Source organism: Microbispora sp. CA-135349 (assembly GCF_050947365.1).
Taxonomy (GTDB): domain Bacteria; phylum Actinomycetota; class Actinomycetes; order Streptosporangiales; family Streptosporangiaceae; genus Microbispora.
In genome coordinates, this window is record NZ_CP192001.1 from 6,267,522 (window position 1) to 6,291,012 (window position 23,491).

General features: G+C 72.2%; 24 protein-coding genes and 1 riboswitch. Of the genes, 13 read left to right on the plus strand and 11 right to left on the minus strand.

The genetic code is table 11. From position 1 onward, the window contains the following. Nucleotides 1–18: 18 nt before the first annotated feature. A complete protein-coding gene (locus tag ACQPZZ_RS28755; protein WP_432924173.1) occupies nucleotides 19–666 on the minus strand; it encodes a response regulator in 648 nt (215 codons plus the stop codon). Then, entirely contained in the window at nucleotides 641–1,819 is a 1,179-nt protein-coding gene (locus ACQPZZ_RS28760; RefSeq protein WP_432924175.1) for a sensor histidine kinase, read from the minus strand. Before ACQPZZ_RS28760 ends, ACQPZZ_RS28755 begins: the two co-directional genes overlap by 26 nt. Before the next feature lie 163 nt (nucleotides 1,820–1,982). On the opposite strand from ACQPZZ_RS28760, the gene ACQPZZ_RS28765 reads away from it, so the two are divergent. Both ACQPZZ_RS28765 and ACQPZZ_RS28770 read left to right on the plus strand, forming a co-directional pair. Then, a complete protein-coding gene (locus tag ACQPZZ_RS28765) occupies nucleotides 1,983–2,753 on the plus strand; it encodes an ABC transporter ATP-binding protein (RefSeq protein ID WP_432924177.1) in 771 nt (256 codons plus the stop codon). After that, nucleotides 2,750–3,607: an ABC transporter permease gene (locus ACQPZZ_RS28770; protein WP_432924179.1), complete on the plus strand. Its 858-nt coding sequence runs from the start codon at nucleotides 2,750–2,752 to the stop codon at nucleotides 3,605–3,607. The genes ACQPZZ_RS28765 and ACQPZZ_RS28770 overlap by 4 nt, the downstream gene beginning before the upstream one ends. Before the next feature lie 56 nt (nucleotides 3,608–3,663). On the opposite strand, the gene ACQPZZ_RS28775 is transcribed toward ACQPZZ_RS28770, so the two are convergent. Next, nucleotides 3,664–4,758 (minus strand): winged helix DNA-binding domain-containing protein, encoded by a 1,095-nt coding sequence (locus ACQPZZ_RS28775; protein ID WP_432924181.1) that lies wholly within the window; start codon nucleotides 4,756–4,758, stop codon nucleotides 3,664–3,666. 104 nt (nucleotides 4,759–4,862) lie between these two features. Next, nucleotides 4,863–5,474, minus strand: coding sequence for an FMN-binding negative transcriptional regulator (locus tag ACQPZZ_RS28780; RefSeq protein ID WP_432924183.1), 612 nt, complete (start codon nucleotides 5,472–5,474; stop codon nucleotides 4,863–4,865). Between the two features lie 109 nt (nucleotides 5,475–5,583). Further along, nucleotides 5,584–5,701, plus strand: a riboswitch (SAM riboswitch). Between the two features lie 287 nt (nucleotides 5,702–5,988). Between ACQPZZ_RS28780 and ACQPZZ_RS28785 the strand changes: the two genes are divergently transcribed. Genes ACQPZZ_RS28785 through ACQPZZ_RS28795 form a run of 3 tightly spaced genes read left to right on the plus strand, consistent with a single transcriptional unit; the run spans nucleotide 5,989 to nucleotide 8,430 of the window. Continuing rightward, nucleotides 5,989–6,459 carry a hypothetical protein gene (locus tag ACQPZZ_RS28785; RefSeq protein ID WP_432924185.1) on the plus strand — a complete coding sequence of 157 codons (471 nt, stop codon included), beginning with the start codon at nucleotides 5,989–5,991 and terminating at the stop codon, nucleotides 6,457–6,459. A gap of 5 nt (nucleotides 6,460–6,464) precedes the next feature. Further along, a complete protein-coding gene (locus ACQPZZ_RS28790) occupies nucleotides 6,465–6,809 on the plus strand; it encodes a hypothetical protein (protein ID WP_432924187.1) in 345 nt (114 codons plus the stop codon). 55 nt (nucleotides 6,810–6,864) lie between these two features. Continuing rightward, the gene (locus tag ACQPZZ_RS28795; protein WP_432924189.1) at nucleotides 6,865–8,430 is read left to right on the plus strand and encodes a serine/threonine-protein kinase; all 1,566 of its coding nucleotides are present in this window, start codon (nucleotides 6,865–6,867) and stop codon (nucleotides 8,428–8,430) included. Between the two features lie 58 nt (nucleotides 8,431–8,488). On the opposite strand, the gene ACQPZZ_RS28800 is transcribed toward ACQPZZ_RS28795, so the two are convergent. Together ACQPZZ_RS28800 and ACQPZZ_RS28805 are read right to left on the minus strand one after the other, a co-directional pair. Continuing rightward, nucleotides 8,489–9,217, minus strand: a complete 729-nt coding sequence (locus ACQPZZ_RS28800) for an SAM-dependent methyltransferase (RefSeq protein ID WP_432924190.1) — start codon at nucleotides 9,215–9,217, stop codon at nucleotides 8,489–8,491. A gap of 93 nt (nucleotides 9,218–9,310) precedes the next feature. After that, complete coding sequence (locus tag ACQPZZ_RS28805) at nucleotides 9,311–10,534, minus strand: mannosyltransferase family protein (RefSeq protein ID WP_432924192.1); 1,224 nt, start codon at nucleotides 10,532–10,534, stop codon at nucleotides 9,311–9,313. A gap of 759 nt (nucleotides 10,535–11,293) precedes the next feature. Here ACQPZZ_RS28805 and ACQPZZ_RS28810 point away from each other — a divergent pair. Together ACQPZZ_RS28810 and pntB are read left to right on the plus strand one after the other, a co-directional pair. After that, nucleotides 11,294–12,847: a Re/Si-specific NAD(P)(+) transhydrogenase subunit alpha gene (locus ACQPZZ_RS28810; RefSeq protein ID WP_432924194.1), complete on the plus strand. Its 1,554-nt coding sequence runs from the start codon at nucleotides 11,294–11,296 to the stop codon at nucleotides 12,845–12,847. Between the two features lie 2 nt (nucleotides 12,848–12,849). Next, nucleotides 12,850–14,256 (plus strand): Re/Si-specific NAD(P)(+) transhydrogenase subunit beta, encoded by a 1,407-nt coding sequence (gene pntB, locus ACQPZZ_RS28815; RefSeq protein WP_432924196.1) that lies wholly within the window; start codon nucleotides 12,850–12,852, stop codon nucleotides 14,254–14,256. A gap of 19 nt (nucleotides 14,257–14,275) precedes the next feature. On the opposite strand, the gene ACQPZZ_RS28820 is transcribed toward pntB, so the two are convergent. The 3 genes from ACQPZZ_RS28820 to ACQPZZ_RS28830 all read right to left on the minus strand — a co-directional run bounded on the left by ACQPZZ_RS28820 (nucleotide 14,276) and on the right by ACQPZZ_RS28830 (nucleotide 17,023). Beyond that, nucleotides 14,276–15,442: a SagB family peptide dehydrogenase gene (locus tag ACQPZZ_RS28820; RefSeq protein WP_432924198.1), complete on the minus strand. Its 1,167-nt coding sequence runs from the start codon at nucleotides 15,440–15,442 to the stop codon at nucleotides 14,276–14,278. A 33-nt stretch (nucleotides 15,443–15,475) separates the two neighbouring features. Further along, nucleotides 15,476–16,555, minus strand: coding sequence for a tetratricopeptide repeat protein (locus ACQPZZ_RS28825; RefSeq protein WP_432924200.1), 1,080 nt, complete (start codon nucleotides 16,553–16,555; stop codon nucleotides 15,476–15,478). Between the two features lie 195 nt (nucleotides 16,556–16,750). Next, nucleotides 16,751–17,023: a hypothetical protein gene (locus ACQPZZ_RS28830; RefSeq protein ID WP_432924202.1), complete on the minus strand. Its 273-nt coding sequence runs from the start codon at nucleotides 17,021–17,023 to the stop codon at nucleotides 16,751–16,753. A 280-nt stretch (nucleotides 17,024–17,303) separates the two neighbouring features. Here ACQPZZ_RS28830 and ACQPZZ_RS28835 point away from each other — a divergent pair, with 280 nt between their 5' ends. Genes ACQPZZ_RS28835 through ACQPZZ_RS28845 form a run of 3 tightly spaced genes read left to right on the plus strand, consistent with a single transcriptional unit; the run spans nucleotide 17,304 to nucleotide 18,970 of the window. Further along, the gene (locus ACQPZZ_RS28835; RefSeq protein WP_432924204.1) at nucleotides 17,304–18,260 is read left to right on the plus strand and encodes a TIGR03885 family FMN-dependent LLM class oxidoreductase; all 957 of its coding nucleotides are present in this window, start codon (nucleotides 17,304–17,306) and stop codon (nucleotides 18,258–18,260) included. Nucleotides 18,261–18,293: 33 nt separating this feature from the next. Next, nucleotides 18,294–18,602: a hypothetical protein gene (locus tag ACQPZZ_RS28840; RefSeq protein WP_432924206.1), complete on the plus strand. Its 309-nt coding sequence runs from the start codon at nucleotides 18,294–18,296 to the stop codon at nucleotides 18,600–18,602. Continuing rightward, complete coding sequence (locus tag ACQPZZ_RS28845; RefSeq protein WP_432924208.1) at nucleotides 18,599–18,970, plus strand: hypothetical protein; 372 nt, start codon at nucleotides 18,599–18,601, stop codon at nucleotides 18,968–18,970. The genes ACQPZZ_RS28840 and ACQPZZ_RS28845 overlap by 4 nt, the downstream gene beginning before the upstream one ends. Nucleotides 18,971–18,990: 20 nt before the next feature. On the opposite strand, the gene ACQPZZ_RS28850 is transcribed toward ACQPZZ_RS28845, so the two are convergent. Beyond that, nucleotides 18,991–19,902, minus strand: a complete 912-nt coding sequence (locus ACQPZZ_RS28850) for a LysR family transcriptional regulator (RefSeq protein ID WP_432924210.1) — start codon at nucleotides 19,900–19,902, stop codon at nucleotides 18,991–18,993. A 71-nt stretch (nucleotides 19,903–19,973) separates the two neighbouring features. Between ACQPZZ_RS28850 and ACQPZZ_RS28855 the strand changes: the two genes are divergently transcribed. The 3 genes from ACQPZZ_RS28855 to ACQPZZ_RS28865 all read left to right on the plus strand — a co-directional run bounded on the left by ACQPZZ_RS28855 (nucleotide 19,974) and on the right by ACQPZZ_RS28865 (nucleotide 22,159). Further along, nucleotides 19,974–20,390: an ester cyclase gene (locus ACQPZZ_RS28855; protein ID WP_432924212.1), complete on the plus strand. Its 417-nt coding sequence runs from the start codon at nucleotides 19,974–19,976 to the stop codon at nucleotides 20,388–20,390. Beyond that, a complete protein-coding gene (locus ACQPZZ_RS28860) occupies nucleotides 20,380–21,138 on the plus strand; it encodes an SDR family NAD(P)-dependent oxidoreductase (RefSeq protein ID WP_432924214.1) in 759 nt (252 codons plus the stop codon). The genes ACQPZZ_RS28855 and ACQPZZ_RS28860 overlap by 11 nt, the downstream gene beginning before the upstream one ends. A 154-nt stretch (nucleotides 21,139–21,292) precedes the next feature. Continuing rightward, complete coding sequence (locus ACQPZZ_RS28865; protein ID WP_432924216.1) at nucleotides 21,293–22,159, plus strand: hypothetical protein; 867 nt, start codon at nucleotides 21,293–21,295, stop codon at nucleotides 22,157–22,159. A gap of 52 nt (nucleotides 22,160–22,211) precedes the next feature. Here ACQPZZ_RS28865 and ACQPZZ_RS28870 read toward each other — a convergent pair whose 3' ends face one another. Further along, a complete protein-coding gene (locus tag ACQPZZ_RS28870) occupies nucleotides 22,212–23,480 on the minus strand; it encodes an MFS transporter (RefSeq protein ID WP_432924218.1) in 1,269 nt (422 codons plus the stop codon). Between the last annotated feature and the right edge of the window lie 11 nt (nucleotides 23,481–23,491).

Genomic DNA, 23,491 nt, shown 5'->3' on the forward strand with positions numbered 1-23,491 from the left:
GCTCGGCTCTCCGGGGGCTCAGAGGAGACCGGCGTCGCGCACCTTCATCGCCACCTGGACGCGGTTGTCGGTGCCGAGCTTGGCGAAGATCCTGGTGATGTTCGCCTTCACGGTCGCGACGCTCATGTGGAGACCTTCGGCGATCTCGGCGTTCGACCTGCCCCGCGCCACCTCGACCGCGACCTCGAGTTCGCGCTCGGTGAGCCGGTTCAGCTTCTCGCGCGCCCGCGGGCGGGCCGGTCCTGACCCGCCGGTCGCCGCGGCGATCACCTGCCGGGCGACGCTCGGCGACAGCACGGGCTCGCCCTTCGCCACGGCGCGGACCGCCTCGATCATCCGGGGCGGCGGGGTGTCCTTCAGCAGGAAGCCGTCGGCGCCGAGCCGCAGGGCCCGCAGCACCATGTCGTCGGCGTCGAACGTGGTGAGCACGAGGATCCGCGGCGGGCCGGGCTGCGCCCGCAGCAGCTCGGTGGTGATCAGACCGTCCTGGTCGGGCATCCGGATGTCCAGCAGCACCACGTCGGGGCGCAGGTCGCGGACGACGTCCATGGCGCGCAGCCCGTCCTCGGCCTCGCCGACGAGGTCGAAGTCGGGTTCGCCGCCGAGGATGAGGCGCAGCCCGGTCCGCACCATCGCGTCGTCATCCACTATCACCAGCCGGGTCACGCTCCACAGCCTCCCATGGCAATCGGACATCGAGGACGAACCGCCCGTCCTCGATCGTATGGCTGAGGGTGCCACCGGCCATTTTCGTCCGCTCCGCCAGGCCCACCAGACCCAGCCTTCCCCCGGGGCCGGGCGCTGAGCCGGGACGCGCGGGGTTGGCCACCCGGATCCGCAGTCCCTCTCCCGGCCGTCCGCGAAGCTCGGCGGTGACCCGGGCGCCCGGCGCGTGCTTGCGCGCGTTCGTCAGTGCCTCCTGCACGATCCGGTACGCGTGCCGGCCCGTCTGCGCGGGCAGCGACTCCCGGCCGTCGATGCTGTCGTCCACCTCGACCCGCTGACCGGCCGCGCGGACCTCTCCGAACAACGCGTCCAGATGGGCCAGGTTGGGCTGCGGCGCCTCCACGGCGCCGTCGTCGCGGAGCGTGCGCAGCACCGCGCGCAGCTCGTTGAGCGACTGGTGCGCGTTCTCCTGGATGGCCAGCGCGGTCTCGCGGGTCTGCTCGGGGCCGAGGTCCGTCCGGTAGGCCAGGCCGCCGGCCAGCATCGCCAGCAGGGAGATCCGGTGCGCGAGCACGTCGTGCATCTCCTGGGCGATCTTCACCCGTTCCGCCAGCCGTGCCTGGTCGACCCGCTGCCGCTGCTCACGCTCGGCGGCCCGCGCCCGCTCGCGCAGGGACAGCTCCAGGTCGCGGCGTCCCCGGAGGTAGAGGCCGAACACGGTCAGCCCGCCGAGAATCGCCAGCCCCGTCACCGAGGAGACGACCGTGGCCTGGTCTATGCCGTCCAAAGCCCCGCCGACCAGCAGGCACGCCAGGGACACGACCGCGACCGGGACGATCCGGCTCCACCGGCGATGGGTCACCAGGGACACGTACGCGACATACGCGGGACCGCTCGCCGTGGACGAGAACGTGGTCAGCAGGGCGGTCGCCAGGGCGATCTGCCACGGCCACCGGCGCCGCCACCGGACAAGGACCAGCCCGATCAGGCCGATCCCCATGTCGGTCAGCGCCTGCGGGAGGCGGTCGCCGTCGTGCAGGACAAGCCAGGCCAGCACCACGCCGTGGAACAGCATCGGCACCGCGGCGCACAGATAGCGCAGCGCGACGCCCCCCGCGTCCAGGGGCGGCTGGTAGTCCGGTCGGCCGTGCACAGCCCCACAGCTTAGGGACCACCGCGAACAGGTTTTAGCGACCTGGGTCGACCTGTGGACAGCCGTAAGTATCGCTCCCTGGCGGAAGGTGCGGCCGCACGTCGCATCGCGGCGGACCCCGGTCCGATGCGGTGTCACCCGCGCTCGCGGTGGACTGAACAGCGTGATCGAGTTCAAAGACGTCAGCAAGATCTACGGAAAGGTGAAGGCGCTCGACGACGTGACCTTCACCGTCGGGGCCGGGAGCGTCACCGGCTTCCTCGGGCCCAACGGCGCCGGCAAGTCGACCGCCCTGCGCATCCTGCTGGGGCTCGCCCGTGCCTCCTCCGGTTCTGCGACCGTGCTCGGCCTGCCGTACGCCGAGCTCGCCCGCCCGGGCCTGCGGATCGGCGCCCTGCTCGACGCGGGGGCCCAGCATCCGGGCCGCACCGGCAGGGAGGTCCTGACTCTCGGTGCGATGACTCTCGGACTGCCGCGGGCGCGGGTCGGCGAGGTGCTCGACCTGGTGGGGCTGACCGAGCGGGAGAGCCGGCGGACGATCCGCGGCTACTCGCTCGGGATGCGGCAACGGCTCGGCATCGCACACGCCCTGCTCGGCGCTCCCGAGGTGCTCGTCCTGGACGAGCCCGCCAACGGCCTCGATCCCCAGGGCATCCACTGGATGCGCCGGCTGCTGCGCGACCTCGCCGACGCCGGATGCGCCGTGCTGCTCAGCTCTCACCTGTTGCACGAGGTGGAGCAGGTGGCGGACCGCATCGTGATGATCGGCCGTGGGCGTGTGCTCGCCCAGGGCACGGTCGGCGAGCTGAGCCGGAACGGCGGCCTCGAACAGACCTTCCTCGCGCTGACCGCGCACGCCGACCGGAGCCCGGGCTCCCACACGGGCCCGGGCGTCGAGGCGAGCCGTGGCGCCGGCCCGGGGAGGGACGCGTGAGCCGCGCCGTGCACCACCCGGACGACATCACGGAGGCCGGACCGAGCCCCGCCACGAAGGACGACGCCATGACCCCCGAAACTGTGACCCCCGAACCTGTGACCCCCGAAACCATGACCGCCGACACGCCGATCCCGTTCCACAGACTGCTTGTCGTCGAAGCCCGCAAACTCGTCGACACCCGCAGCGGCACGATCATCGCTCTGATCATGGTCGGGCTGGTGGTCGCGTCCGTCGTGGCGCGCGGCGCCGTCGCCGGGCCGAAGCTGCAGACCCTGGCAGGCACCGCCGCGGTCGCCCTCGGCACCCTGCTCCCGGTGCTCGGCATCCTCACGGTGACCGGCGAGTGGTCGCATCGAACGGCGCTGACCACCTTCGTGCTCGAGCCGCGCCGGCATCGCGTCCTCGCGGCCAAATGCCTGCCGCCCCTGCTCGTGGCGGTGGTGCTCTCACTGTTCGCCATGCTGGTCGCGGTGCCGGCCACGGCCGTCACGGCCGCGGTGCGCGACATGCCCGCCGTCTGGGAGGTCCGGCCGCTGGGGCTGCTCGGGTGGACCGGGGTCAACGTCCTGTCGGCCGCCGCGGGCCTCGCCCTCGGCACGCTGTTCCTCAACGCGCCCGCCGCGATCGTGATCTTCTTGTCGACTCCCGTCCTGTGGGCCGTCGTCGGCAGACTCGGCCCGGCCGGCGAGGCCCTCGCCGAGTGGCTCGACCTCAACACCACGTCCGCTCCCTTGGTGAGCGGCGCTGTGACCTGGAGCGAGGGCACCCGGCTCGCGGCGTCGGCCGCCTTCTGGATCGTCCTTCCCATGGCCGCCGGCCTGGTCCGCGTGCTCCGCAAGGAGGTGACCTGACCCCGCGGAGCGGGCCTTCGGAGCCGACCTTCGCAACCGGCCTTCGCAACCGGCCTTCAGAGCCGGCCGAGGAGCGCTGCCACGCGGTCGGTCTCGGCGGCCAGGAGGCGCTCCGGCACCGGTTCGAACAGCTCGACGACCGGACGCCCCTCCTTGGGCTCCCACACGCCCGCCACCCTGCCCTGGTGGATCACCACGGGTGAGATCCATCCGGCGGTCCGGCTCACCTTGGGCCGCACGGCCTTGGGCAGGAGCGGCTCCAGGTCGCGCGGCGCACCCAGGATGAACTGGTCGAAGCCGGGCAACAGATGCACGTCCTCCGACGCCGGGCAGGCCAGCAGATCGTCCAGAAGCTCCGCCGGCAGCACGGCGGGCACGCCCTCCACCTCGACCCGCGCGAGCTCACGCTCCAGCTCCCCGAACCAGCCGCGCAGGGCGGTCTTCGGCGTGGCACCCCGGAACAGCCACGCGTCGAACATCCGGGGGGTGGCCGGGCCGTGGGCACCGAGGAACGCGCGGAGCACCCGCACGCCCCCTTCCTCCGGTGAAAGCGCCTCTCCCCGGCCGCCCGGCAGCCAGTCGGCGGGCCTGGCGAAGGTGACCCTGCCGTCGCGCGGCGGGCCGTAACACAGCTCGCCGAGGAAGCTGAGCGGTTTGAGCAGCGCGCCCCAGCCGGACGTGAGGGCTTCTCTCACGTGGGCGTCTCCGGTCGTCGCGATGACCGCCTCGACCAGTTCCTCCCGGGTCAGCACGCGGCCGGACAACGCGCGCGGCACGGCGTCCACGACGGCCTCGATCTCCCGGGCGGACACCCCGTGGCCGCGCTGCCAGGACGCCTTCTCCCAGAATCTGAGCGACCCGAGAGCGGCGCGGTACGCGGGAAACTCGTCCGCCGGGAGGAGGTGGAGCGTGCCGCGCATCGTCCAGGTCTTGACCAGCGTGCGGTCACGCCACAGAGCGTCCTCGATCTCCTCAGGGCGCGGGTTCGCGTGCCGTACGGCGACGGCCAGCGCCGCCGACGAGGCGACCTGCGCCTGCACCCCGCACAGCCGCCGGGCGATCGCCACCGCGTCGCCACCGCCAGCGGGCTCGACGAACTGCCGTCTCAGTCTCCAGGCGAGCACCTGCGCCCAGGTCGTCTCAGCAACCACGCCACACTTCTACACGCCGGGTACGACAAGTCGCGCGCGACCGCCGGGATGCGCGTGGGCCGGCGGACGAACCCCGGGAACCCGCGGACGCGACCAGGCGGACGTCAGCCGAGCCGGTGCAGGAGGTGGTCGCGGGCGGCGCGGTCGCCGGGGCCGCCACGCTCCTCGAGGCGCTCCGCGACGTACCGGCGGTGGGCCTCGTCCACGTTCCCGCCATACTTGAACTTGCCGTTGATCTTCTGGATCGTCAGCCGGAGACCGCGGATGCCCGGCAGGCGCCGGTGGTGCTCCGCGGGGTCGGCGAGACCGTGGTCCAGCCGGGCGAGCTGGGCGCGCAGGATGCCGAGCTTCCCGTCGGGGTCGTCGACGATCTCCGCGTGACAGATCAGCTGGACGGCGGCGTAGTAGGTCGTGGGAACGCCGAGCCGGGGGTCCTCGTCCGTGCCGGGCAGCGCCTTCCACGCCCCCTCGACGTACGCCCAGTCGCCGGCCACGGCCATGACCACGGCCGGGTTCTCCTCGACCGCCCCCCAGACCGGGTTCGGCCGGGCGAGGTGCAGCAGGATCGTGGACGCGTCCGCGAGGAGGAACTGCGTCGGCACGACCACCGGCACGTCGCGGTCGCGCCCGGACGCGATGAGGTGGCCGAACTCGTTCGCGCGGACGAACGCCAGCGCCTCCTCGTCGTCGGCGGAGTCCCAGGGATGAATCAGCACACCCTCACTGTACGCACAGGCACCCTGCCTGCCTCCTTGGCCGTGTGTGCAATACACAACATCTTCACAGGATGGACAAGTCCTCAACGATGTGCCAGCATCAGGGCCGGGTCACGAGGCCGATCGCGCCCCTGGACGATCGTCGGCTGGCAACCTCGCACATCCGCGCAAGGTGCCCTCCAGGGAAGACCTGGCCGCTGCCGGCCCGGCAGGGGCAAGCGCGGATCTCCCACCCTCCGGCATGGGATCCCCGAACGACCGAGGAATCGCGTTGCCCGCATGCCGGAACGCCGCAGCCGCGACCCGACGGCGCCCCCGCACGCCCGGACGCCCCGGACGCTCCGGACGCTCCGGGACGCCCCGGGACGCCCCGGGACGCCCCGGGACGCCCCGTGCGGCCCGGGCGCTCGCGGGCCGGTGGCGTGGTCAGACGCGTCCTCACCCGTCCAGTGCAGCCGAACGACGGCCGCGAGGCCTCGCACCCCGGCTTCTCCGAATTCCCCGAGGACGATTCATGCTTGACGACCTGCAGTTCTTCCGCACCGCCAGGGCCCTCCGGGTCTCTCCCTTCCTGATCGACGCCGCGGACCGGATCGACGCCGCCTTCCCCGACGAACTGTGCCGGCAGCTCCTCCCTCTGCTCTCCCGGCTGACGGGAACGGCCGACGACGGCAGGAACGAGGACCGCGTCCTGATGGCGCAGGACTGGCTGGCCCGCACCTGTCTCCCGGTCTGGTTGCGGGCCGCGGAGCTCGGGGATGACGCGTCACGGCTTCGCGGTCTCGCACCCCTTCGCGACGCCGAAGGCCGGGGGCGGATGGTGGAGATCGCCAAGGAGGTGGGCACCCGGGTAGGGCTCGGCGCGCCCTGCAGGGCCGAGGGCTTCCGGCTCTTCAGCCTCGCCGCAGCCGCGGCCGGCCACGCGGAGAGCGGCACGAGCCCGTGGCGGCACGTGGAATCCGCCGACCCGGACTCCGTACGGTGACCCGGGTGGCCCGCAACGCCGCCATGCGGGTGGCGCTGGCGGCGATCAGGCAGGCCGGGACGGGACCGCACCCCGGCGGCGCGAAGCCGGAGCGGCCCGACGGCGCCGCTTCCGGCGGCACCGTTTCCGGCCGCACCGTTTCCGGCGGCACCGTTTCCGGCTGCACCCCGGCCGAGCGGCGGAACGCTGCCGGCCGCGAGGAACGGGACCACGTCATGCGGGCCCGCGCCCGCGCCGCGCTCGAACCGGCCGTCGCGCTCCTGCAGCGCTCCGCGGTGGAGCTGTTCACCCACATGGCCGAGCCGCCCACGCGGAAGTGGCCGTACGAGGGCCGCACCCCCGCGGGCTGACCCGGAGCGCGAGACGGCAGATCATCTGCCTGCCGCGATCTCTAAGATGCACTTCATGTCCGCAGGGAGCGACAGACGAGGCGGCCCTGCCTCCCCCACGCACGTCCGTCATCCGCTGACGGACGCGCTCAGTTTCGTGTGGGCCGTCGTCCCGGCCGTCTCGTTGGGCCTGCTCAGCTGGCTGGTCCTCGGCTTCGCGGCGTACCGGACGAAGAGCCGGGCCACGGCCGTCGTCGCAGGCGGTCACCTGGCCGTGCTCGTGTTCCTCGTCTCGACCGCCGGGGTGCGGAACTTCCCGCAGGACGACTGGCGCAACCAGCTGGCGCTGTGGGTCTGGGTCCTCGGCGTCTGCGCGGGCGGCACCGTGCACGCTTTCGTCATACACAAGCGGGTCTTCCCTCCCCGGGCCCTGCCCGGGGAGGAGGGCCCGGCCGGCGCCACCGCGGGCGACGGGCGTCAGGTCGTGGCCGGGCCCAAGGGGATCGCGGTTCCGCTGAGTTACCTCTGGGCTCTCGTTCCGCTGCTCACGCTCGGGTTCGCCACCTTCCTGGTGGTGGGCTCCGCGGCGGTCCGCCTGCGCAGCCGCGTGCAGGCAGCGGCGGCAGCCGGATACCTCGTGCTGTTCGCGGCCCTCATCATCGTCGGCGACCCGGTCATGTCCCTGCCGGACACGGACTGGCGCGCGCAGCTGTACTACTGGTCCTGGTCGCTGAGCTCGTGGTGGGGCGGCACCTTCCACGCCTTCGTCCTGCGGCAGGCGGTGTTCACGCGACGACCGGCTCCCGTCCGGGGCCCGGTCCCGACTCTTGCGGCCGGCCCGCCCCCACCGCCGGCCCCGCCCCCGGCCGCCCCCGCCCCCTTCATCGGACCGTACCGGCTGGTGCAGCGGCTCGGCGGCGGCGGGCAGGGGGTCGTGCACCTCGGCCTCACGCCCACGGGCGAAAGGGTCGCGATCAAGGTGCTGCACGCTTCCGTCGGAACGGCCGCGGAACATGAGAGCTTCCTGCGCGAGGTCGCGGCGGCGCGGCGCGTCCCGCCGTTCGCCACCGCACCCGTCATCGACGTGGGCGTCGCCGGCGACGCCGCCTACATCGTCAGCGAGTACGTCCCCGGCCCGTCGTTGGAGACGTACGTCCGCCGGGGACGGCCCATGGACGGGGACGGCCTGATCCGTCTGGCGATCGCGACCGCCGCCGCCCTGCGGGGAATCCACGCCATGGGCATCGTCCACAGGGACTTCAAACCCGCCAACATCCTGCTCGGTCCCGACGGCCCACGTGTGATCGACTTCGGTGTGGCCAGGGCCCTCGACCACCTGACGCTGACGGCGGGGGGCGCCAAGGGGACGCCGCCGTACATGTCGCCGGAGCAGGTGTCCGGACAGCGTGCCGGCCCGCCGTCCGACGTGTTCAGCTGGGCCTCCACCATGTATTTCGCGGCGACCGGACGCCTCGCGTTCGACGGCCCGTCCGTCTACGTGATCTCCCATCGCATCCTCGGTCACCACCCGGACGTGTCGGTCCTGCCCGAGCCTCTCCGGCATCCGGCGGCCGCCTGTTTCAGCAAGGACCCCGGGACCCGGCCGACCGCCGCCCAGCTCATGCTCGCGATCACCCGATAGGCGCCGGCCCTGCCGCCCGCCGAGGCCGCCGTGACTGGCCAAGACGTCCGGCACGAGGTCATACGCGCCGGAGGAGCAGGGTGACGAACCCGAGAGCACTCCGGTAGCCGCCGAGCCACATGTCGCGATGCTCCCTCATCACGGCCAGGGCGTGGTCGCCGTCGGGCCCGGGGTTGTCCGCGGCCCAGCGCGCCAGCGTGCCGGTCCACGACCACTCGTACTCGTCCCACTCCGCCGGGTCGCTCACATGGGCGTAGACGGTCAGCCATCCCTTGGACTCGGCGGCCTCCACCGTGCCCGCGAGATCCGGGTAATCGCCGATCGCTTCGGCGGCCTCGGGAGCGGGAGGGCGTTCCCAGTAGCCCTCCCCGACGAGCGCGAGACCACCGGGCCGTACGAACCGGATGAGAGCCTCCATCGTCTCCGTCAGCCCGCCGAGGGCGTGCGTCGAGCCGACGCACAGCGCCAGGTCGTACGGCCGGGCGGCCGTGAAGGCGTCGGCCGGCATCGCGTGGAGCGTCAGCCGGTCCGCCAGGCCTCGCCTGACGGCCGCCTCGTTCGCGGCGGTCACGGCGTGCCGCGAGATGTCGACGCCGTCGGCCCGCGCGGACGGGTGGAGTTCGAGCGCCCGGAGCGACCACTCGCCCTGCCCGCATCCCAGGTCGAGGATGCGGGCGTCCTCCGGCAGCGCCGCGCGGCGCAGCAGCCGATCGAGGTTGGCCTCCGAGATGGGCGCGGCGATCGGGTGATCACGATGGGCGATGGCGCTGAGCAGGTGTCGATCCACCTCCTCATCCTTCCAGGGAGGACAAAGCGCCCGCAGGTGCTTATCCGGGCACCGCGACGCCCTCCGGCGCGCGATCGCATACGCCGTGGCGGCTCAGCCGGTCCAGGAGCTGTTCATGAAGGACATCGTCATCGGCACCATGAGCGGCCCGATCACCGCGGCGTAGAGGATGATCACCCACCGTTGCCGGGCGCCCGCCCGGCCGATGAGCACCCACAGCGGCCACCACAGCAGCGCCGACCTGGGGATCGACATGTAGAACGTGGAGGTGACCAGCGCGCCCAGCTGCAGCCCGACGTAGACGAACTCGGCCCAGCGGCGGGTGACGAGCAGCCAGACGAGCAGCAGCACCCCCACGATCGCCGCCGCGATCTCGAGACGGAACATCGGCGCGAACCCGCCGTCGCCGCCGGTCGAGTCCCACGTGGTGCGGAACGCCTCCCAGGGCCAGACCGGTTTCCGCCCCCATCCGGTCTGCTGCGCGTTGTTCCACGCCAGCCAGTCACCCGTACGGGAGTACTGGTAGGCGGCGTACGTGAGGATCGGCGCGAACGGCAGCACCAGCCAGGCCGCCCGCCACCAGCCCGCCCAGCCGTCCCTCCGGATGCGGCTGACGACGAACTCGACGATCAGTGCCACGGCCAGGAACAGGCCGGTGATCCGCACGCAGGACGCCCCGGCGGCCAGAGCGCAGGCCAGCGGCCAGGCCCGGCGCCGGGCGGCGAGCCAGGCGGGCACCGCGAAGGCGAGGAAGAGCGCCTCGGAGTAACCGGCGAACAGGAACACGGCCGGGGGGCACAGCAGCAGCGCCAGGACGGCCCAGCGTCCCGCCCCGGCGGGTCCCTCGAAATCGGCGAGCCGGGCCAGCGCCACCATGGCCACGGCGCCGGCCACGAACGAGATGATCAGACCGGCCAGCGTCCAGTCGTCGACCACCAGGTGGACCAGCCGCAGCGCCAGCGGCATGCCGGGAAAGAACGCCGGCAGCCCGGGATCGGGCTCCAGGTTCGGATCGCCGTCGTACCCGAACTCCGCGATCTTCCGGAACAGGTCGACATCCCAGTGTTTCCACCGCTCCAGCAGCGGTGCCTTGCTCTGGCCGGACACGATCAGTGCGCCGTAGACCGCCACGAGGACCATGCCCGCCCTCGTGCCCGCCCACAGCAGCAGGGCGTCCCGGACGGTGGCGCTGCGCCGCAGCGGTTCGGCGGCTGCCCTGCCGGCCGGGGGCGTCGCGGGCGCGGGAGCCTCCCCGTCCTGCCCGGCCCGCTCCCCACGCTCCGGGTCGTGCTCAGCTTCCTGGACGAAAGCCGTCACGTGCCCTCCTCTCGCACCTGCCGGCGCTCGCCGCGCGGTACGTCCCCCCGCTCCCCGAAGCGGAATCCGTCCCCCGGACCGCCGCGATGCCCGGCCGCCGCCTTGTGCGACCGAGGCCGTACACGGGCGAGCGGCGGCGGCGTCCATGATCGGAAATCATGTCAAGCGATCGAGGCGCCGCGCCAGGCCGAGCCGGGCTTACCCGGCCGCCCTCGCTTCCCCCGGACTGCGAGCAGCCGATGACCTCGGGATATTCGCCTCCAGGAGCCGGGGTGGCCGGCGCCTCGAATGAAAGTTACAGCGGAAAACCGGGAGAACCGGGCAATGCGGTGCCGAGTGCGGGCGCCCGGTCGCCGTCGTACCGGTGCCGCCGTTTTCGGCGGCGGTGCGATATGCGCGGGCGGCCGCCCTGTTCACAAGGCAGGCGTATCCGGACGAATCGGGGATATGTGACACAGGTGGGGTGCGGGGAAGACGTACGGCCGCTTCCGGGCGCGAAGCATTGCGTCTCGGGGGAAAGCACGACAACGGGCTCCGGGAATGCCGATTGCGTCCGATGAACACCTTGCCCCATACACGGAGAAGTCGTGACAATTTCCTCGCACGTCGCATCAATTCGCATCCATCCCTTTCACCGCCCCCGGACGGCGGCGCATGGCATGCCGCCGGTCCGTACCACCGCGACCCACGAGTGAGCGGCGGCCGGCGGCGAACGCAGGGTCGCCCACCCCGACGGCCCGCCCGACAGAAAGGATCGTGATGAGTCACTCAGCGCAGCGCCTGGGCGTGGTCGCCGAAACGGCGCCGGGCGAGACCCGGGTGGCGGCCACCCCGGCCACCGCCGCACAGCTGGTCTCGCTCGGCTACGAGGTGATCGTCGAATCGGGCGCCGGCGGACGGTCGGGCTTCACCGACGACGCGTACGCCGCGGCCGGGGCGCGGATCGCCGGCCGCGAGGAGACATGGGACGCCGACGTCGTGCTGAAGGTGAACGCGCCGGCGGCGGAAGAGATCGCGGCGCTGCGCGACGGCGCCACGCTCGTCTCCCTGATCGCCCCGGCGGCCGACCCCGGCCTGGTGGAGGCGCTCGCGCGGCGGCCGATCACCGTGCTGGCGATGGACGCCGTGCCGCGCGTCTCCCGCGCGCAGGCGCTCGACGTGCTGAGCTCGATGGCGAACATCGCCGGCTACCGGGCCGTCATCGAGGCGGCGCACGCGTTCGGGCGGCTCTTCACGGGCCAAGTGACCGCGGCGGGGAAGGTTCCGCCTGCCAAGGTCCTGGTGGCGGGTGCGGGCGTGGCCGGGCTGGCCGCCATCGCCACGGCGACCAGCCTCGGGGCGATCGTCCGGGCGACCGACCCGCGCCCCGAGGTCGCCGAGCAGGTGCGTTCGCTGGGTGCGGAGTTCCTCGACGTCGGGGTCGCACAGGTGTCGAGCGCGGACGGGTACGCCAGGGCGACCTCCGAGGACTACGACCGCCGTGCCGCCGAGCTGTACGCCGAGCAGGCCGCCGACGTGGACATCGTCATCACCACCGCCCTGATCCCCGGGCGGCCCGCCCCCCGGCTGTTCACGGCGGAGCATGTGGCGCGGATGCGTCCGGGCAGCGTCATCGTCGACATGGCCGCCGCGCAGGGCGGGAACGTCGAAGGCACCCGCCCAGGGGAGGCGGTCGTCACCGGAAACGGCGTGACCGTCATCGGCTACACCGACCTCGCGGGACGGTTGCCGGCCCAGGCCTCGCAGCTCTACGGCACCAATCTCGTCAACCTGATGAAGCTGCTCACGCCGGGCGGGGACGGGCGGCTGGTGCTGGACTTCGACGACGTCGTGCAGCGCGCGATGACCGTCGTCCGCGACGGCGAGAAGACGTGGCCGCCACCGCCCGTGCCGGTGAGCGCGGCCCCCGCCGCCGCCCCCTCCGCCCCTTCCGCCGCCCCCTCCGGCCCGCCTCCGGCACCCGCCCCGCCGCCCGGACGGCGACGCCATCTGGTCACCGTCGCCGCCGCCGCGTTGTTCCTGCTGACCGCGTTCTCGCCGAACGCGCTGATCGAGCACGTCACCGTCTTCGTCCTGTCGATCGTGATCGGCTACTACGTCATCGGCAACGTCCACCACGCGCTGCACACGCCGCTGATGTCGATCACGAACGCCATCTCGGGAATCATCGTCGTCGGCGCGCTGCTCCAGATCGGCCAGGGCGGCACGATCGTCGCCGTCCTGTCGTTCGTCGCGATCCTGCTGGCCAGCGTCAACATCGTCGGCGGCTTCGCCGTGACCCGGCGCATGCTCGGCATGTTCACGAGGAGCTGACCGTGAACCTCGCCACGGCCGCACAGGCCGCCTACATCGTCGCCGCACTCCTGTTCATCCTCAGCCTCGCCGGTCTGTCCAGGCACGAGACCGCGCGATCCGGCGTCACACTCGGGATCTGCGGCATGGCCATCGCACTGGCCGCGACGGTCGTCCTCGCCGCGGACGGCGGCGACGTCCTCGCACTGGTCCTGCTCGCGGCCGCGATGGCGATCGGCGCCGCCATCGGGCTCTGGCGGGCCCGGATCGTCGAGATGACCGCCATGCCGGAACTGATCGCCGTCCTGCACAGCTTCGTCGGCCTCGCCGCGGTCCTGGTCGGGTGGAACGGCTTCCTGGAGGTCGAGGCCGGCGGCGGGACCGCGGCGGAGCTTCCCGGCTCGCTGCTGGGCATCCACCACGCCGAGGTGTCCATCGGCGTGTTCATCGGGGCGCTCACCTTCACCGGGTCGGTCGTCGCGTTCCTCAAGCTGTCGGCCAGGATCGACACCAAGCCGCTGATGCTGCCGGGCAAGAACGTCCTGAACCTCGGCGCGCTCGCGGCGTTCGCGGTCCTGACCGTGCTCTTCGTGGCCTCCCCGAGCCTGGGGATCCTCATCGCGCTGACGGTCGTGGCGCTGCTGCTCGGCTGGCACCTGGTCGCCTCCATCGGCGGCGGGGACATGCCCGTCGTCGTCTCCATGCTGAACAGCTACTCGGGCTGGGCGGCCGCGGCGTCGGGGTTCCTGCTCGACAACAACCTGCTGATCGTCACCGGCGCCCTCGTCGGCTCGTCCGGCGCCTACCTGTCGTACGTGATGTGCCAGGCGATGAACCGCTCGTTCATCTCGGTGATCGCCGGCGGGTTCGGCATCGAGGCGGGCCCCGGCGGCGACCGCGACTACGGCGAGCACACGGAGATCACCGCCGCCGGCACCGCCGGCCTGCTGAAGGAGGCCAAGTCCGTCGTCATCACCCCCGGATACGGCATGGCGGTCGCGCAGGCGCAGTATCCGGTCGCCGAGCTCACCCGCAAACTGCGGGAGCGCGGCGTCGAGGTGCGGTTCGGCATCCACCCCGTCGCCGGCCGCCTGCCCGGTCACATGAACGTCCTGCTCGCCGAGGCCAAGGTGCCGTACGACATCGTCCTCGACATGGACGAGATCAACGACGATTTCTCCACCACGTCCGTCGTCCTCGTCATCGGCGCCAACGACACCGTCAACCCGGCGGCCGTGGAGGACCCGGACAGCCCCATCGCGGGCATGCCCGTCCTGCGCGTCTGGGAGGCGGACAACGTCGTCGTCTTCAAACGGTCGATGGCCACGGGGTACGCCGGAGTGCAGAATCCCCTGTTCTTCCGCCACAACACCAGCATGCTCTTCGGCGACGCCAGGCAACGCGTCGAGGAGATCGTCGCCGCCCTCTGACGCCGTCGCCCCGTGCCGGTCAGCGGGCGGGGGCGGTGCCGATGACGGAGGCGCCGATGACCAGATGCCCGGTGGGATCGCACCCGAGGAGCTCTTCGACGAGTTCGTCGCGGAGGGCCGCGGTGAACGTGATGTGCAGACCGGCCGCGGTGGCCAGCAGGTAGACGGTCTGGCTGAGGTGACCGACGTCCATCAGCAGCGCCCTGTAGACACGGGGAAAGGTGTACTTCCACTGGTTGCGGGCGATCACGCTGGTGTAGAAGATCAGCGCTCCGGCGCCGGCGACCCAGTCCTGGTCGCCGACCGCGGCCACGAGCCGCTCGTCGTCGAGTCGGCGGCCGAGGTGTTCGAGGCTGTGGTCGGCCGCGGCGTAGTGATAGGCGCCCGGGGCGAGGCCTTCGACATCGCGGGCGTAGAGGTAGACCTCGGTGGGATGCCGGGCCCCGCCGGACGGGCTGGTCTTGAACACCCGCTGCCAGGAGTCGGTCAGCACTCCGCCGGGGTCGAGGGTGACACCCGCCTGGGTCAGGGGGCCGTCGACCCGCGGCAGAGGTCCGGCGGCGGTCTTGAGCAGGGCGGCGACGACGTCCAGCGGCAGCGCCGCGCCGCCGAAGCAGCGGCGGCTGCGGCGCCGGTGCAGCACGTCGATCAGGTCGCGGTGACGCCAGACACCGGGATCGGCATGGGGATCGGGATCGGGCAGCGCGTGGCGGGAGACGGCGGGCAGGGACCAGAACGCCGGTGGCGGCGGGTCGGTGAGGACCTTGGCTTCGAGTTCCTCGTTGTCCTGCTCGGCCGTGCGCATGGCGGTGCTCGCGTGGGAACGACTGGAGAAGTGGTAGGCGCGGGCCAGGGGCCCCCACGGCCGCCAAGCCTGTTCGACGGCCTGTTCGCGTCGATGGCGAGGCCCGTCCTCATGGATCAGGACGTCGTTGTCCGCCAGGACCGTGGCGACCTTGTGCCAGTGGGCGGCCTCGCCGGGATCGTCGGCCATCTCCCGTACGGAGTCGAGCGGGCGGAAACCGGTGAACCAGCGCAGCACCCGCTCGACCCCGTCGGCGAGGGCGAACTGGCGATGGTCGAGGTAGTCGTCCCAGACCAGCCGGCCGGCGTCCCAGAGCAGGGCGCCGCAGGCGGACAGGCGCACGTTCACGATGGCGTCTCTTCTCTGGTCGAAGCGGTCCACCGGCGCGGCTCCACGTCCACGGACGGCTTCACGTCACGGGTGGTGGTTCGGCGCGGGCGGCAGTTCGGCGCGGGCGGCCGCCAGGCCGCGGCGGGCCGCCTCCAGGTGCGGATGGTCCGGCGCGGCCCGCCGTAGCGCCTCGATCGCCCGTCCGTAGCAGGCCTCGGCCTGATCGGGCCGGCGGCGGGCGCGGTGCAGCGCGCCGAGATTGATCAGGGTGACGGCCGACTCCGGATGTCCCGGGCCGAGGACCGCGTCCTTGACGGCCAGTGCGCGCGCGTAGCGGGCCCGCGCCTCATCGAGGTCTCCCCGCCGGTGCGCCAGGGCGGCGAGGTTGTGCAACGCGGCGGCGACGTCGTGGTGTTCCGGGCCGTACGCCGCCTCGGAGACGGCAAGGGCCTTCCGGAGCAGCGCCTCGGCCTCGGCGGGGCGCCCGCAGCCGTCCACGAGCGCGGCCCAGGCGGCGAGGTCCGCGGCCACCCTCGGATGCCGCTCGCCGAGGAGCCGGGCCCGCACCTGCGTCGCGCGCCTGGCCCACGGCTCGCCCGCCTCGTGGTCGCCGCGCGCGTGTGCGAGCCCGCCCAGGTTGTGACAGACCGTGGCCACGTCCTCGTGCTCGGGGCCGCGCGTCTCCTCCAGGATCTCGAGGGCGCGCAGGTACAGGGCCTCGGCCTGCCGGAAGCGGCCCGTGTACTTGCCCAGCACGCCCCACTCGTTGCAGAGCGCGGCCACCTCGGCCGATCGCGGGCCGAAGGTCCGCTCCGCGACGGGGAGAGTCAGGGCGAACAGCAGCCCGGCCCTGCGGTAGTCGCCGCGCATGCGCCACAGGGTCGCCAGCTCGATCTGGGCGCGGACCCGCACCACCGTCGGGCCATCGTCACGCCGAACCTGCTCGTCACACCGAACCTGCTCGTCACGCCGGGCCTGCTCGTCACGCCGGGCCTGCTCGTCGCGCCGGGCCTGCTCGTCGCGCCGGGCCTGGTCGGCGGCGGCCCGCAGGGCGCGCTCCGCCTCCGTGAAGGCGTTCTCGCCGCGTCGCCGCACGCCCTGCCGCAGCAGTTCCTCCGCCGGCGACTGCCCCGCGGCGGAGCCGGGATCCGCCCTGCCACTCACCGACGCCTCCGAGCCGCCTCGCCACACCGGGGGGCGGTTGTGCCCCCCGGTGTCCCCCGGTGTCCCCGGGCCCCCGCATTCCGTTGTCGCGGCGTTCGTCCTCCAGGCTCGCCGGAGCCCGGAGGCGGACGCGCACCGCGTCACGACAGGCCGGGAGCGGCACGCGGACGCGCGCCTTCCGGGCCCGTCACGGTCTCACGCCTCGATGAGGATCTCGTTGTGGTTGTAGGTCAGCGCGGCGTCCGGCTTGCCGTACGCGTCCTCGTGAATCTCGAACACCGCGCTCTCGTTGTGGTTGAAAGTCAGCGCGGCGTCCAGCCCGACGTCCAGCCTGGCGTACGCGTCCTCGTGCGCCTCGAACACCGCGCTCTCGTTGTGGTTGACAGTCAGCGCGGCGTCCAGCCCGACGTCCAGCCTGGCGTACGCGTCCTCGTGCGCCTCGAATATCTCCGACTTACGCTGGGACATTGGTGTCGCTCCTTTCGCGAGCTCCCGTGCCGGCGGTCATACGACCTCGTCACCGGAGCGAGGGTCACCATGGCAGCACCCGCTGCTCAGGCTCTGACTTACGTACGATCCCAAGAGGCGCGACCGTCACGACATATCCACTATTCGGTGAAATAGCCGGAATACTGGTTATGCGCCTCTGACCCATTCGATTGAGGCCGCCGCCGGAGACGGCGTCGATCCGGCGGTGGCGAGCAGGCGCCGAGGTTTGCCGCGGCCTCGCGGGGTAGCCGCGTGGCGCATGACGGAGTATGGAATCCACGCCTCCCACGAGCAGATCCCGCCCGCCGACCTACTCACCGCGATGATCGCCGCCGAGCGCGCCGGCTTCGACTGCGCAATGTGCTCCGACCACTTCTCCCCCTGGAGCGAACGTCAGGGCGAGTCGGCCTTCGCCTGGTCCTGGCTCGGCGCCGCCCTGCAGGCCACCGGCCTCACCTTCGGCGTCGTGAACGCGCCCGGGCAGCGCTACCACCCGGCGATCGTCGCCCAGGCGATCGGGACCCTCGGCGCGATGTTCCCCGGCCGGTTCTGGGCCGCGCTGGGCAGCGGCGAGTACAGCAACGAGCACATCACCGGCGAGCAGTGGCCGCGCAAGGAGGTCCGCGACGCGCGCCTGCGCGAGTGCGTGGACGTCATCCGCGACCTGCTCGACGGAAAGACGGTCACGCATGACGGCCTGGTGACCGTGGACCGTGCCCGCCTGTGGACGCGCCCGGACACCCCGCCGCCGTTGATCGGCGCGGCGGTGAGCACCGGTACGGCGGCCCGGTGCGCGGAGTGGGCGGACGGCCTGGTCACGGTCAACGCCCCCGAAGAGCACCTGCGTCAGATGATCGCGGCGTACCGCGACGCGGGCGGGCGCGGGCCGGTCTGCCTCCAGGTTCACCTGAGCTGGGCGCCGACCGAGGAGGAGGCGGAGGCGATCGCCCACGACCAGTGGCGCAGCAACGTCTTCGGCCCGCCGGTCTCCTGGGACCTGGAACTGGTGGAGCACTTCGACGTGATCTCCGAGCACGTGACCGCCGAGCAGGTGCGCCGCGTGGTCAACGTCTCCGCCGACCTCGACCGGCACGTCGAGTGGCTGCGCGGCTACGCGGCTCTCGGTTTCGACCGCGTCTACCTGCACCACGTGGGCCAGGACCTGCTGCCGTTCATCGAGACCTTCGGCGCCAAGGTCCTGCCTCGGCTGCGCTAGATCGTTGCGAGACCGGCATGAAGGGTGCCGGAGATGCTCAGCTGGTCGGCGTCGGACTTCCCCGGCGACCCCGCGGCCGCGGCGGCGGAATCACTGGTCCTGGACCGGCAGACCGCCCTCGTACGGCAGTGGTTCGCCGAGCGCGAGGGCTACCCGGAACCGTGGCGCCGGGCGGCGTTCACCAGTGACCACTGGGCGAGATTGTCGGTCGCAGAGCTCGCCGAACTGGAAGAGCACCTCCTGGCCTTGTTCACCACGCTGGCCGACCGGGAGATTCCCGACGACGGGCAGGAGCGCACGCTCGTCTTCCTGACCGTCCGCGCCGTGCCGGGCCGGCCGTGACCACGACGCCGGTCGTACACGGTGGGCCGCTGCGGTCGCGCGACTTCCGGCGCACGGGACTGGTCCTCTTCGCCGCCGCGGGCTTCGGCACCGGGCTCGGCGTCGTGGCGTCGAACGTGCTGACCGGCACCTTCCGTCAGCGCTACTGCCCGGCGGAACTGTTCGGGCGGACCACCGCGACCACATCGGCGCTGAACTACGGCGCGATCCCCCTCGGCGGGCTGCTCGGCGGCGTGCTGGGCGATGCGATCGGTGTGCGCGAGACCCTGGGGCTGATGGCCGTCGTCCAGCTCCTCTCACTCGCCGTCCTGCTGCTCGGTCCCTTCCGCTCCCTGCGTGACTTCCCCGCGGCGCCCCCTCGCGTGTAGCCGGTGCGCACAGGGGCGGCTCATCGCGAGCCGGCCTCGGCGGCCGGTGATTCCGTGACGCCCTGACCGCTCAGGCAGTCGCGTGCCGACGTGCGGAACGCGGCCACCAGCCGGCTGCGGTCCGCGGCCCGGGTCGCCACGACGACGTGACCCGGTTCGACGCCGTGCAGCGGGATCGCGGTGAGGTCGGGGCGGATGCCGGCCGCGTGCAGGGCGGCCGGGACGATGGCCACCGCCTGCCCGGCCGCTATGTATTCGAGCTTGTCCTCGATGGTCTCGACAGGGGGTCCGCCGGGCGCGGGGCGGCCTCCCGGCCGCGGGTCGATGCGCCAGTACGCGTCGAACTCCGGATCGGGGAAGCGGGGAATCGGCTCGCCGTCGATCTCGTCGAGGGTGACCGACTCCTTGCCGGCCAGCCGGTGCCCGACCGGCACGAGCAGCATCTTCGGCTCGTCGTAGAGGATCGTCACGCGCAGGTCGTCGGTTCGCAGTGGCAGCCGGGTGATCGCGGCGTCGACCCGCCGGTCGAGCAGGGCCTCGCGCGGCTCGTTCCACTCCAGGTGCAGCGTGCGTACGTCGGCGTCGGGATGCTTGTGCCGCAGGTTCCGCACCGCCGGGGTGACGATCACGCCCGCGGTGTAGCCGACGGTGATCCGGGTGGGCTGTGCGGCGGCACGGGCGACGGCGGCGGCCTGTTCCGACGATCGCAGCAAGGCGTGTGCGTGGGGCAGGAAGGCCTCACCCGCTTCGGTGAGCCGCGTGCCCTGCCGCGTACGGTCGAGGAGCCGCGCGCCTACCTCGGCCTCGAGACGGCTGATCTGCCGGCTCAGCGACGGCTGCGCGATGTGCAGCTCGGCCGCGGCGCGGCCGTAGTGCAGGTGTGACGCGACCGTGGTGAAGTAACGCACCAGCCGGAGATCGAGATCCGTCATGCCCAGATCGTATTACGTGTTCCGGAACAGGTCTTTGATCAGCGGCAACGCGCGTCCCTACCGTGAGATCCATGCCTACTACCAATGAGATCGCGGTCCGGCGCTTCTACGAGGCCCTCGCCACCGGCGACACGACGCTGGTCGACGAGGCTCTCGCCACCGGCTGGGAGGCCGTCCCCGCCATGCGGACCGGGCCCGGCCCGGACGGATGGAAGAAGAGCATCGATCACCTTCGCGGCGTGTTCTCCGGCCTGACCGTCACGATCGAGCACGTCGTCGAGTCCGGCGACATGGTGGCCGTGCGCTCGGTCGGCCGCGGCGTACACGCCGGCGAGCTGCTCGGCGTCGAGGGCACGGGCCGCGAGGTCGAGTTCCGGGCGTCGGACTTCCACCAGGTGATCGGCGGCCGGATCGTGCGGACGTGGCACCTGGAGGACTACTTCGGGATCGCGCACCAGCTCGGATTGGAGTTCACCCGTGGCGCTTGACGGAAAGACGGCGGTCGTGACCGGAGCGGCGCGGGGCATCGGGTACGCGTACTGCCGGCGGCTCGCCGCGGACGGCGCGAACGTGGTCGCCGTCGACATCGACGACCCGGCCGACGGCGTGAAGGAGCTGGAGGGCGGCGGCGACAAGCTGGGGCTGGTGTGCGACATCGGCGAGCCGTCGCAGGTCGACGCCGTGGCCGGCACGGTCCTCGACCGGTACGGCCGCTGCGACATCCTCGTCAACAACGCCGCAATCTTCCCCTTCACCGACCTCGACCACGTGACGATCGAGCTGTGGCGCGCGGTGCAGGCGGTCAACGTCGAGGCGATCCTGCTGTTCGCCCAGGCGTTCGCCCCCGGGATGCGCGCCGCGGGGTGGGGACGCATCGTCAACACCGGCTCGGGCATCACCCTGACGCAGAACCGCGACCTCGCGTACATGACCAGCAAGGGCACCGTCCACGCGCTGACCCGGGCGCTCGCCAACGAGCTCGGCGACAGCGGCATCACGGTGAACGCGATCGCGCCCGGGCTGGTGGCGACCGAGGGCTTCCTGGGCCGCGCCCGCGCGAACGGCCCGACGGCCGACGAGGTGTTCGCCCGGATGACGGCCATGCAGACCATCAAGCGCCGGTCGGTCCCGGAAGACCTCGGCAACGCCCTCGCCTTCCTGGTCTCGGACGACGCCGACTTCATCACCGGCCAAATCCTGCACGTCGACGGCGGCGTGACGCGTACGGGAGCCTGACCGTGCTCGTCCGCTCCCGGCCGGAGCTGCGCGGGATGAAGACGGTCGCCGTTCGAATCCATTCCGCAGTGGGATCCTCCGATTACCATGTGGGCAGAGCCATACCTGTTCGGGTGAATGGCTCGAAATGCCGAAAAAAAGGATAAATCCCCCCATGAAACGACGGGTTGCCCTGGCGGTCGCCGTACTGATCGCGTCCGTCCCGGTGGGCGCGGGTCCCGCCGCCGCACAGGCAGGTGCGCCCGACCCCGTACGCGCGCTCCAGCGGCAGTTCCGGAGCGAGCACGGCGTTCGCATCTCGGAGACCGACCGATTCTTCTACGGCGGGAAGTCGAAGGCCTCCGGGAACGGAATCCGGGTCACCGGGGTTCTGCAGCTCGGCCGCACGGGTCCGGTGGCCGCGCGATTCACCTGGTGGTCGATCAAGGGGACCTCGTCCGGGAAGTCGGACCCCTACCGCGTCGTCCGCGTCGGCAAGGACGCGTACGACGCGGCCGACCGGTATCCCGGTCCGGTTCCCGGCGGCAAGGAGTGGATCCGGTTCCCGAGCAGGCACCGGGGGCAGACGGGCCGGGACCTGGCCCGGGACGCCAGCCTCCAGCCGATCGACGTCTACGATCCGTCCCTGATGAAGGCCGTGCTGAAGCGCTCGACGAGCACCCCGGTCTCCGGCGGCCGCCTCTACAAGGGCACGATGAGCCGCAAGGAGCTGGGCAGGCTCGCGAAGGGCACCGTCGTCGACTGGACCTCGGGGCGGCCGATCGGCGCCAAGAGCAAGGGAAAGATCACCTGGCGGCTCTGGGCGGGCCGCGACGGCCTGCTCAAGCGCCTGGTCACCGCCGACACCGTGGGGCAGGGCAAGGATCCACTGGTCAAGCGGAGCGACACCCGCTACACCGGCTGGGGATGCCCGGTCGTCATCACCGCCCCGCCGGCCGACGAGGTCATCGACGAAGCCGACCTGCTTGACTACATCCGGTCGCAGAACACGCCCATCCCGGAGGATTCCGGGAACACCTGAGCCGTTCCTCACCTCCTCCTGCCGTACAAGCGAGCCGAGCTCCCCGCCCGGCCTACTTCCCGGCCTCGGCGGGCAGGAGCTCCGGGCGCGGGTGACGGATGGGAGTCAGGGTCGCGCACAGGGCGGTCGCCACGCAGGTGATCCCCGCCGCCAGGCACACGACCACGACGCCGTAACGGGCGGCCCCCCAGGTCAGCAAGGCCGCGCCGACCGGGCCGAGGGCGGCGTGGATGGTCCAGAACGCCGAGGTGACACGTCCCAGCAGGCGATCCGGGGTCACCTCCTGCCTCAGCGACATGGAGCAGATCCCCGCGGTGCCCCTGCAGAAGAGGAGGACGGTCGCCGTCACCGCCACCGTGGGAACGGTCGCGGACAGGCCGATGAGCGCGATGGCGACACCGCACAGCGCGTACGAGCCGATCCAGCAGGCACCGAATCCGAGGCGTCCGCGGGCGAAGCCGGCGAAGACGGCGGCGGCCATCGACCCGACCGCGGCGGACGCCAGCACGTAACCGGCCGCGCTGTCGGGCTGCCCGAGATCGTGCTTCAGATGGAAGATGATCAGGTCGTTCAGGCCCAGGGTGAGAAACGTCAGAAGCGACAGAAGGACCGTCAGCGACCGCAGCGCCGGGTGCCTCCAGAGGAACCGCGCGCCCACCAGGACGTCGTCCCAGCCCGCTCGCGGCACGGACGGCGGCGCCTCCCCTCCGGCGACGGCGCTCCGCGACCGCGGGCGGACGAAACACAGGCCGACGGCGGACACGGCGAAGCTTCCCGCGTCCGCCGCGATCGCCGCGGACGGGCCGTACATCGCGGAGACGAGACCGGCCAGCACGGGTCCCGTGATGTTCGCGAGAGAGTACGTCCCGTAGAGACGGCTGTTGGCCTTCATGATCTGGCCCTCGGCGACGAGGCCGGGCACGACGGTGACGTATGCGACCTGGAAGACCATGCCGAGGGCGGCGCCGATCGGCACGACGACGTAGAGGAGCCAGATCTGCGGAGACAGGAGCCAGGCGAGCGGGACGAGCGCGTAGACGAGCGCCCGGACGGCGTCGCAGGCGATCAGCAGGGCCCGCCGGTTCACCCGGTCGGCCAGCACCCCGGCGAAGATCCCCGCGAGGATCGACGCGGCCCCCGCCAGGCCGGTCAGCAGGCCCATCTGGACGACGGAGCCCGTCGCGCGGAGAACCAGCAGCGGCATCGCCAGAAGGGAGAAGGAGTCCCCCGCGACGGACAGGGTCTGTACGCCGAGAAAAACGGTGAAGTTCCGGTTTCTCCACAGTGGCCGGGGCCGCTCCCCCGCCGCGTCCCTGCCCACGGTTCTCCCTC

Coding starts and splice junctions, on each gene's coding strand:
- ACQPZZ_RS28835 (WP_432924204.1), top strand. CDS start 17,304: ATGACGGAGTATGGAATCCACGCCTCCCACGAGCAGATCCCGCCCGCC.
- ACQPZZ_RS28795 (WP_432924189.1), top strand. CDS start 6,865: ATGTCCGCAGGGAGCGACAGACGAGGCGGCCCTGCCTCCCCCACGCAC.
- ACQPZZ_RS28850 (WP_432924210.1), bottom strand. CDS start 19,902: ATGACGGATCTCGATCTCCGGCTGGTGCGTTACTTCACCACGGTCGCG.
- ACQPZZ_RS28785 (WP_432924185.1), top strand. CDS start 5,989: ATGCTTGACGACCTGCAGTTCTTCCGCACCGCCAGGGCCCTCCGGGTC.
- ACQPZZ_RS28830 (WP_432924202.1), bottom strand. CDS start 17,023: ATGTCCCAGCGTAAGTCGGAGATATTCGAGGCGCACGAGGACGCGTAC.
- ACQPZZ_RS28855 (WP_432924212.1), top strand. CDS start 19,974: ATGCCTACTACCAATGAGATCGCGGTCCGGCGCTTCTACGAGGCCCTC.
- ACQPZZ_RS28810 (WP_432924194.1), top strand. CDS start 11,294: ATGAGTCACTCAGCGCAGCGCCTGGGCGTGGTCGCCGAAACGGCGCCG.
- ACQPZZ_RS28865 (WP_432924216.1), top strand. CDS start 21,293: ATGAAACGACGGGTTGCCCTGGCGGTCGCCGTACTGATCGCGTCCGTC.
- ACQPZZ_RS28840 (WP_432924206.1), top strand. CDS start 18,294: ATGCTCAGCTGGTCGGCGTCGGACTTCCCCGGCGACCCCGCGGCCGCG.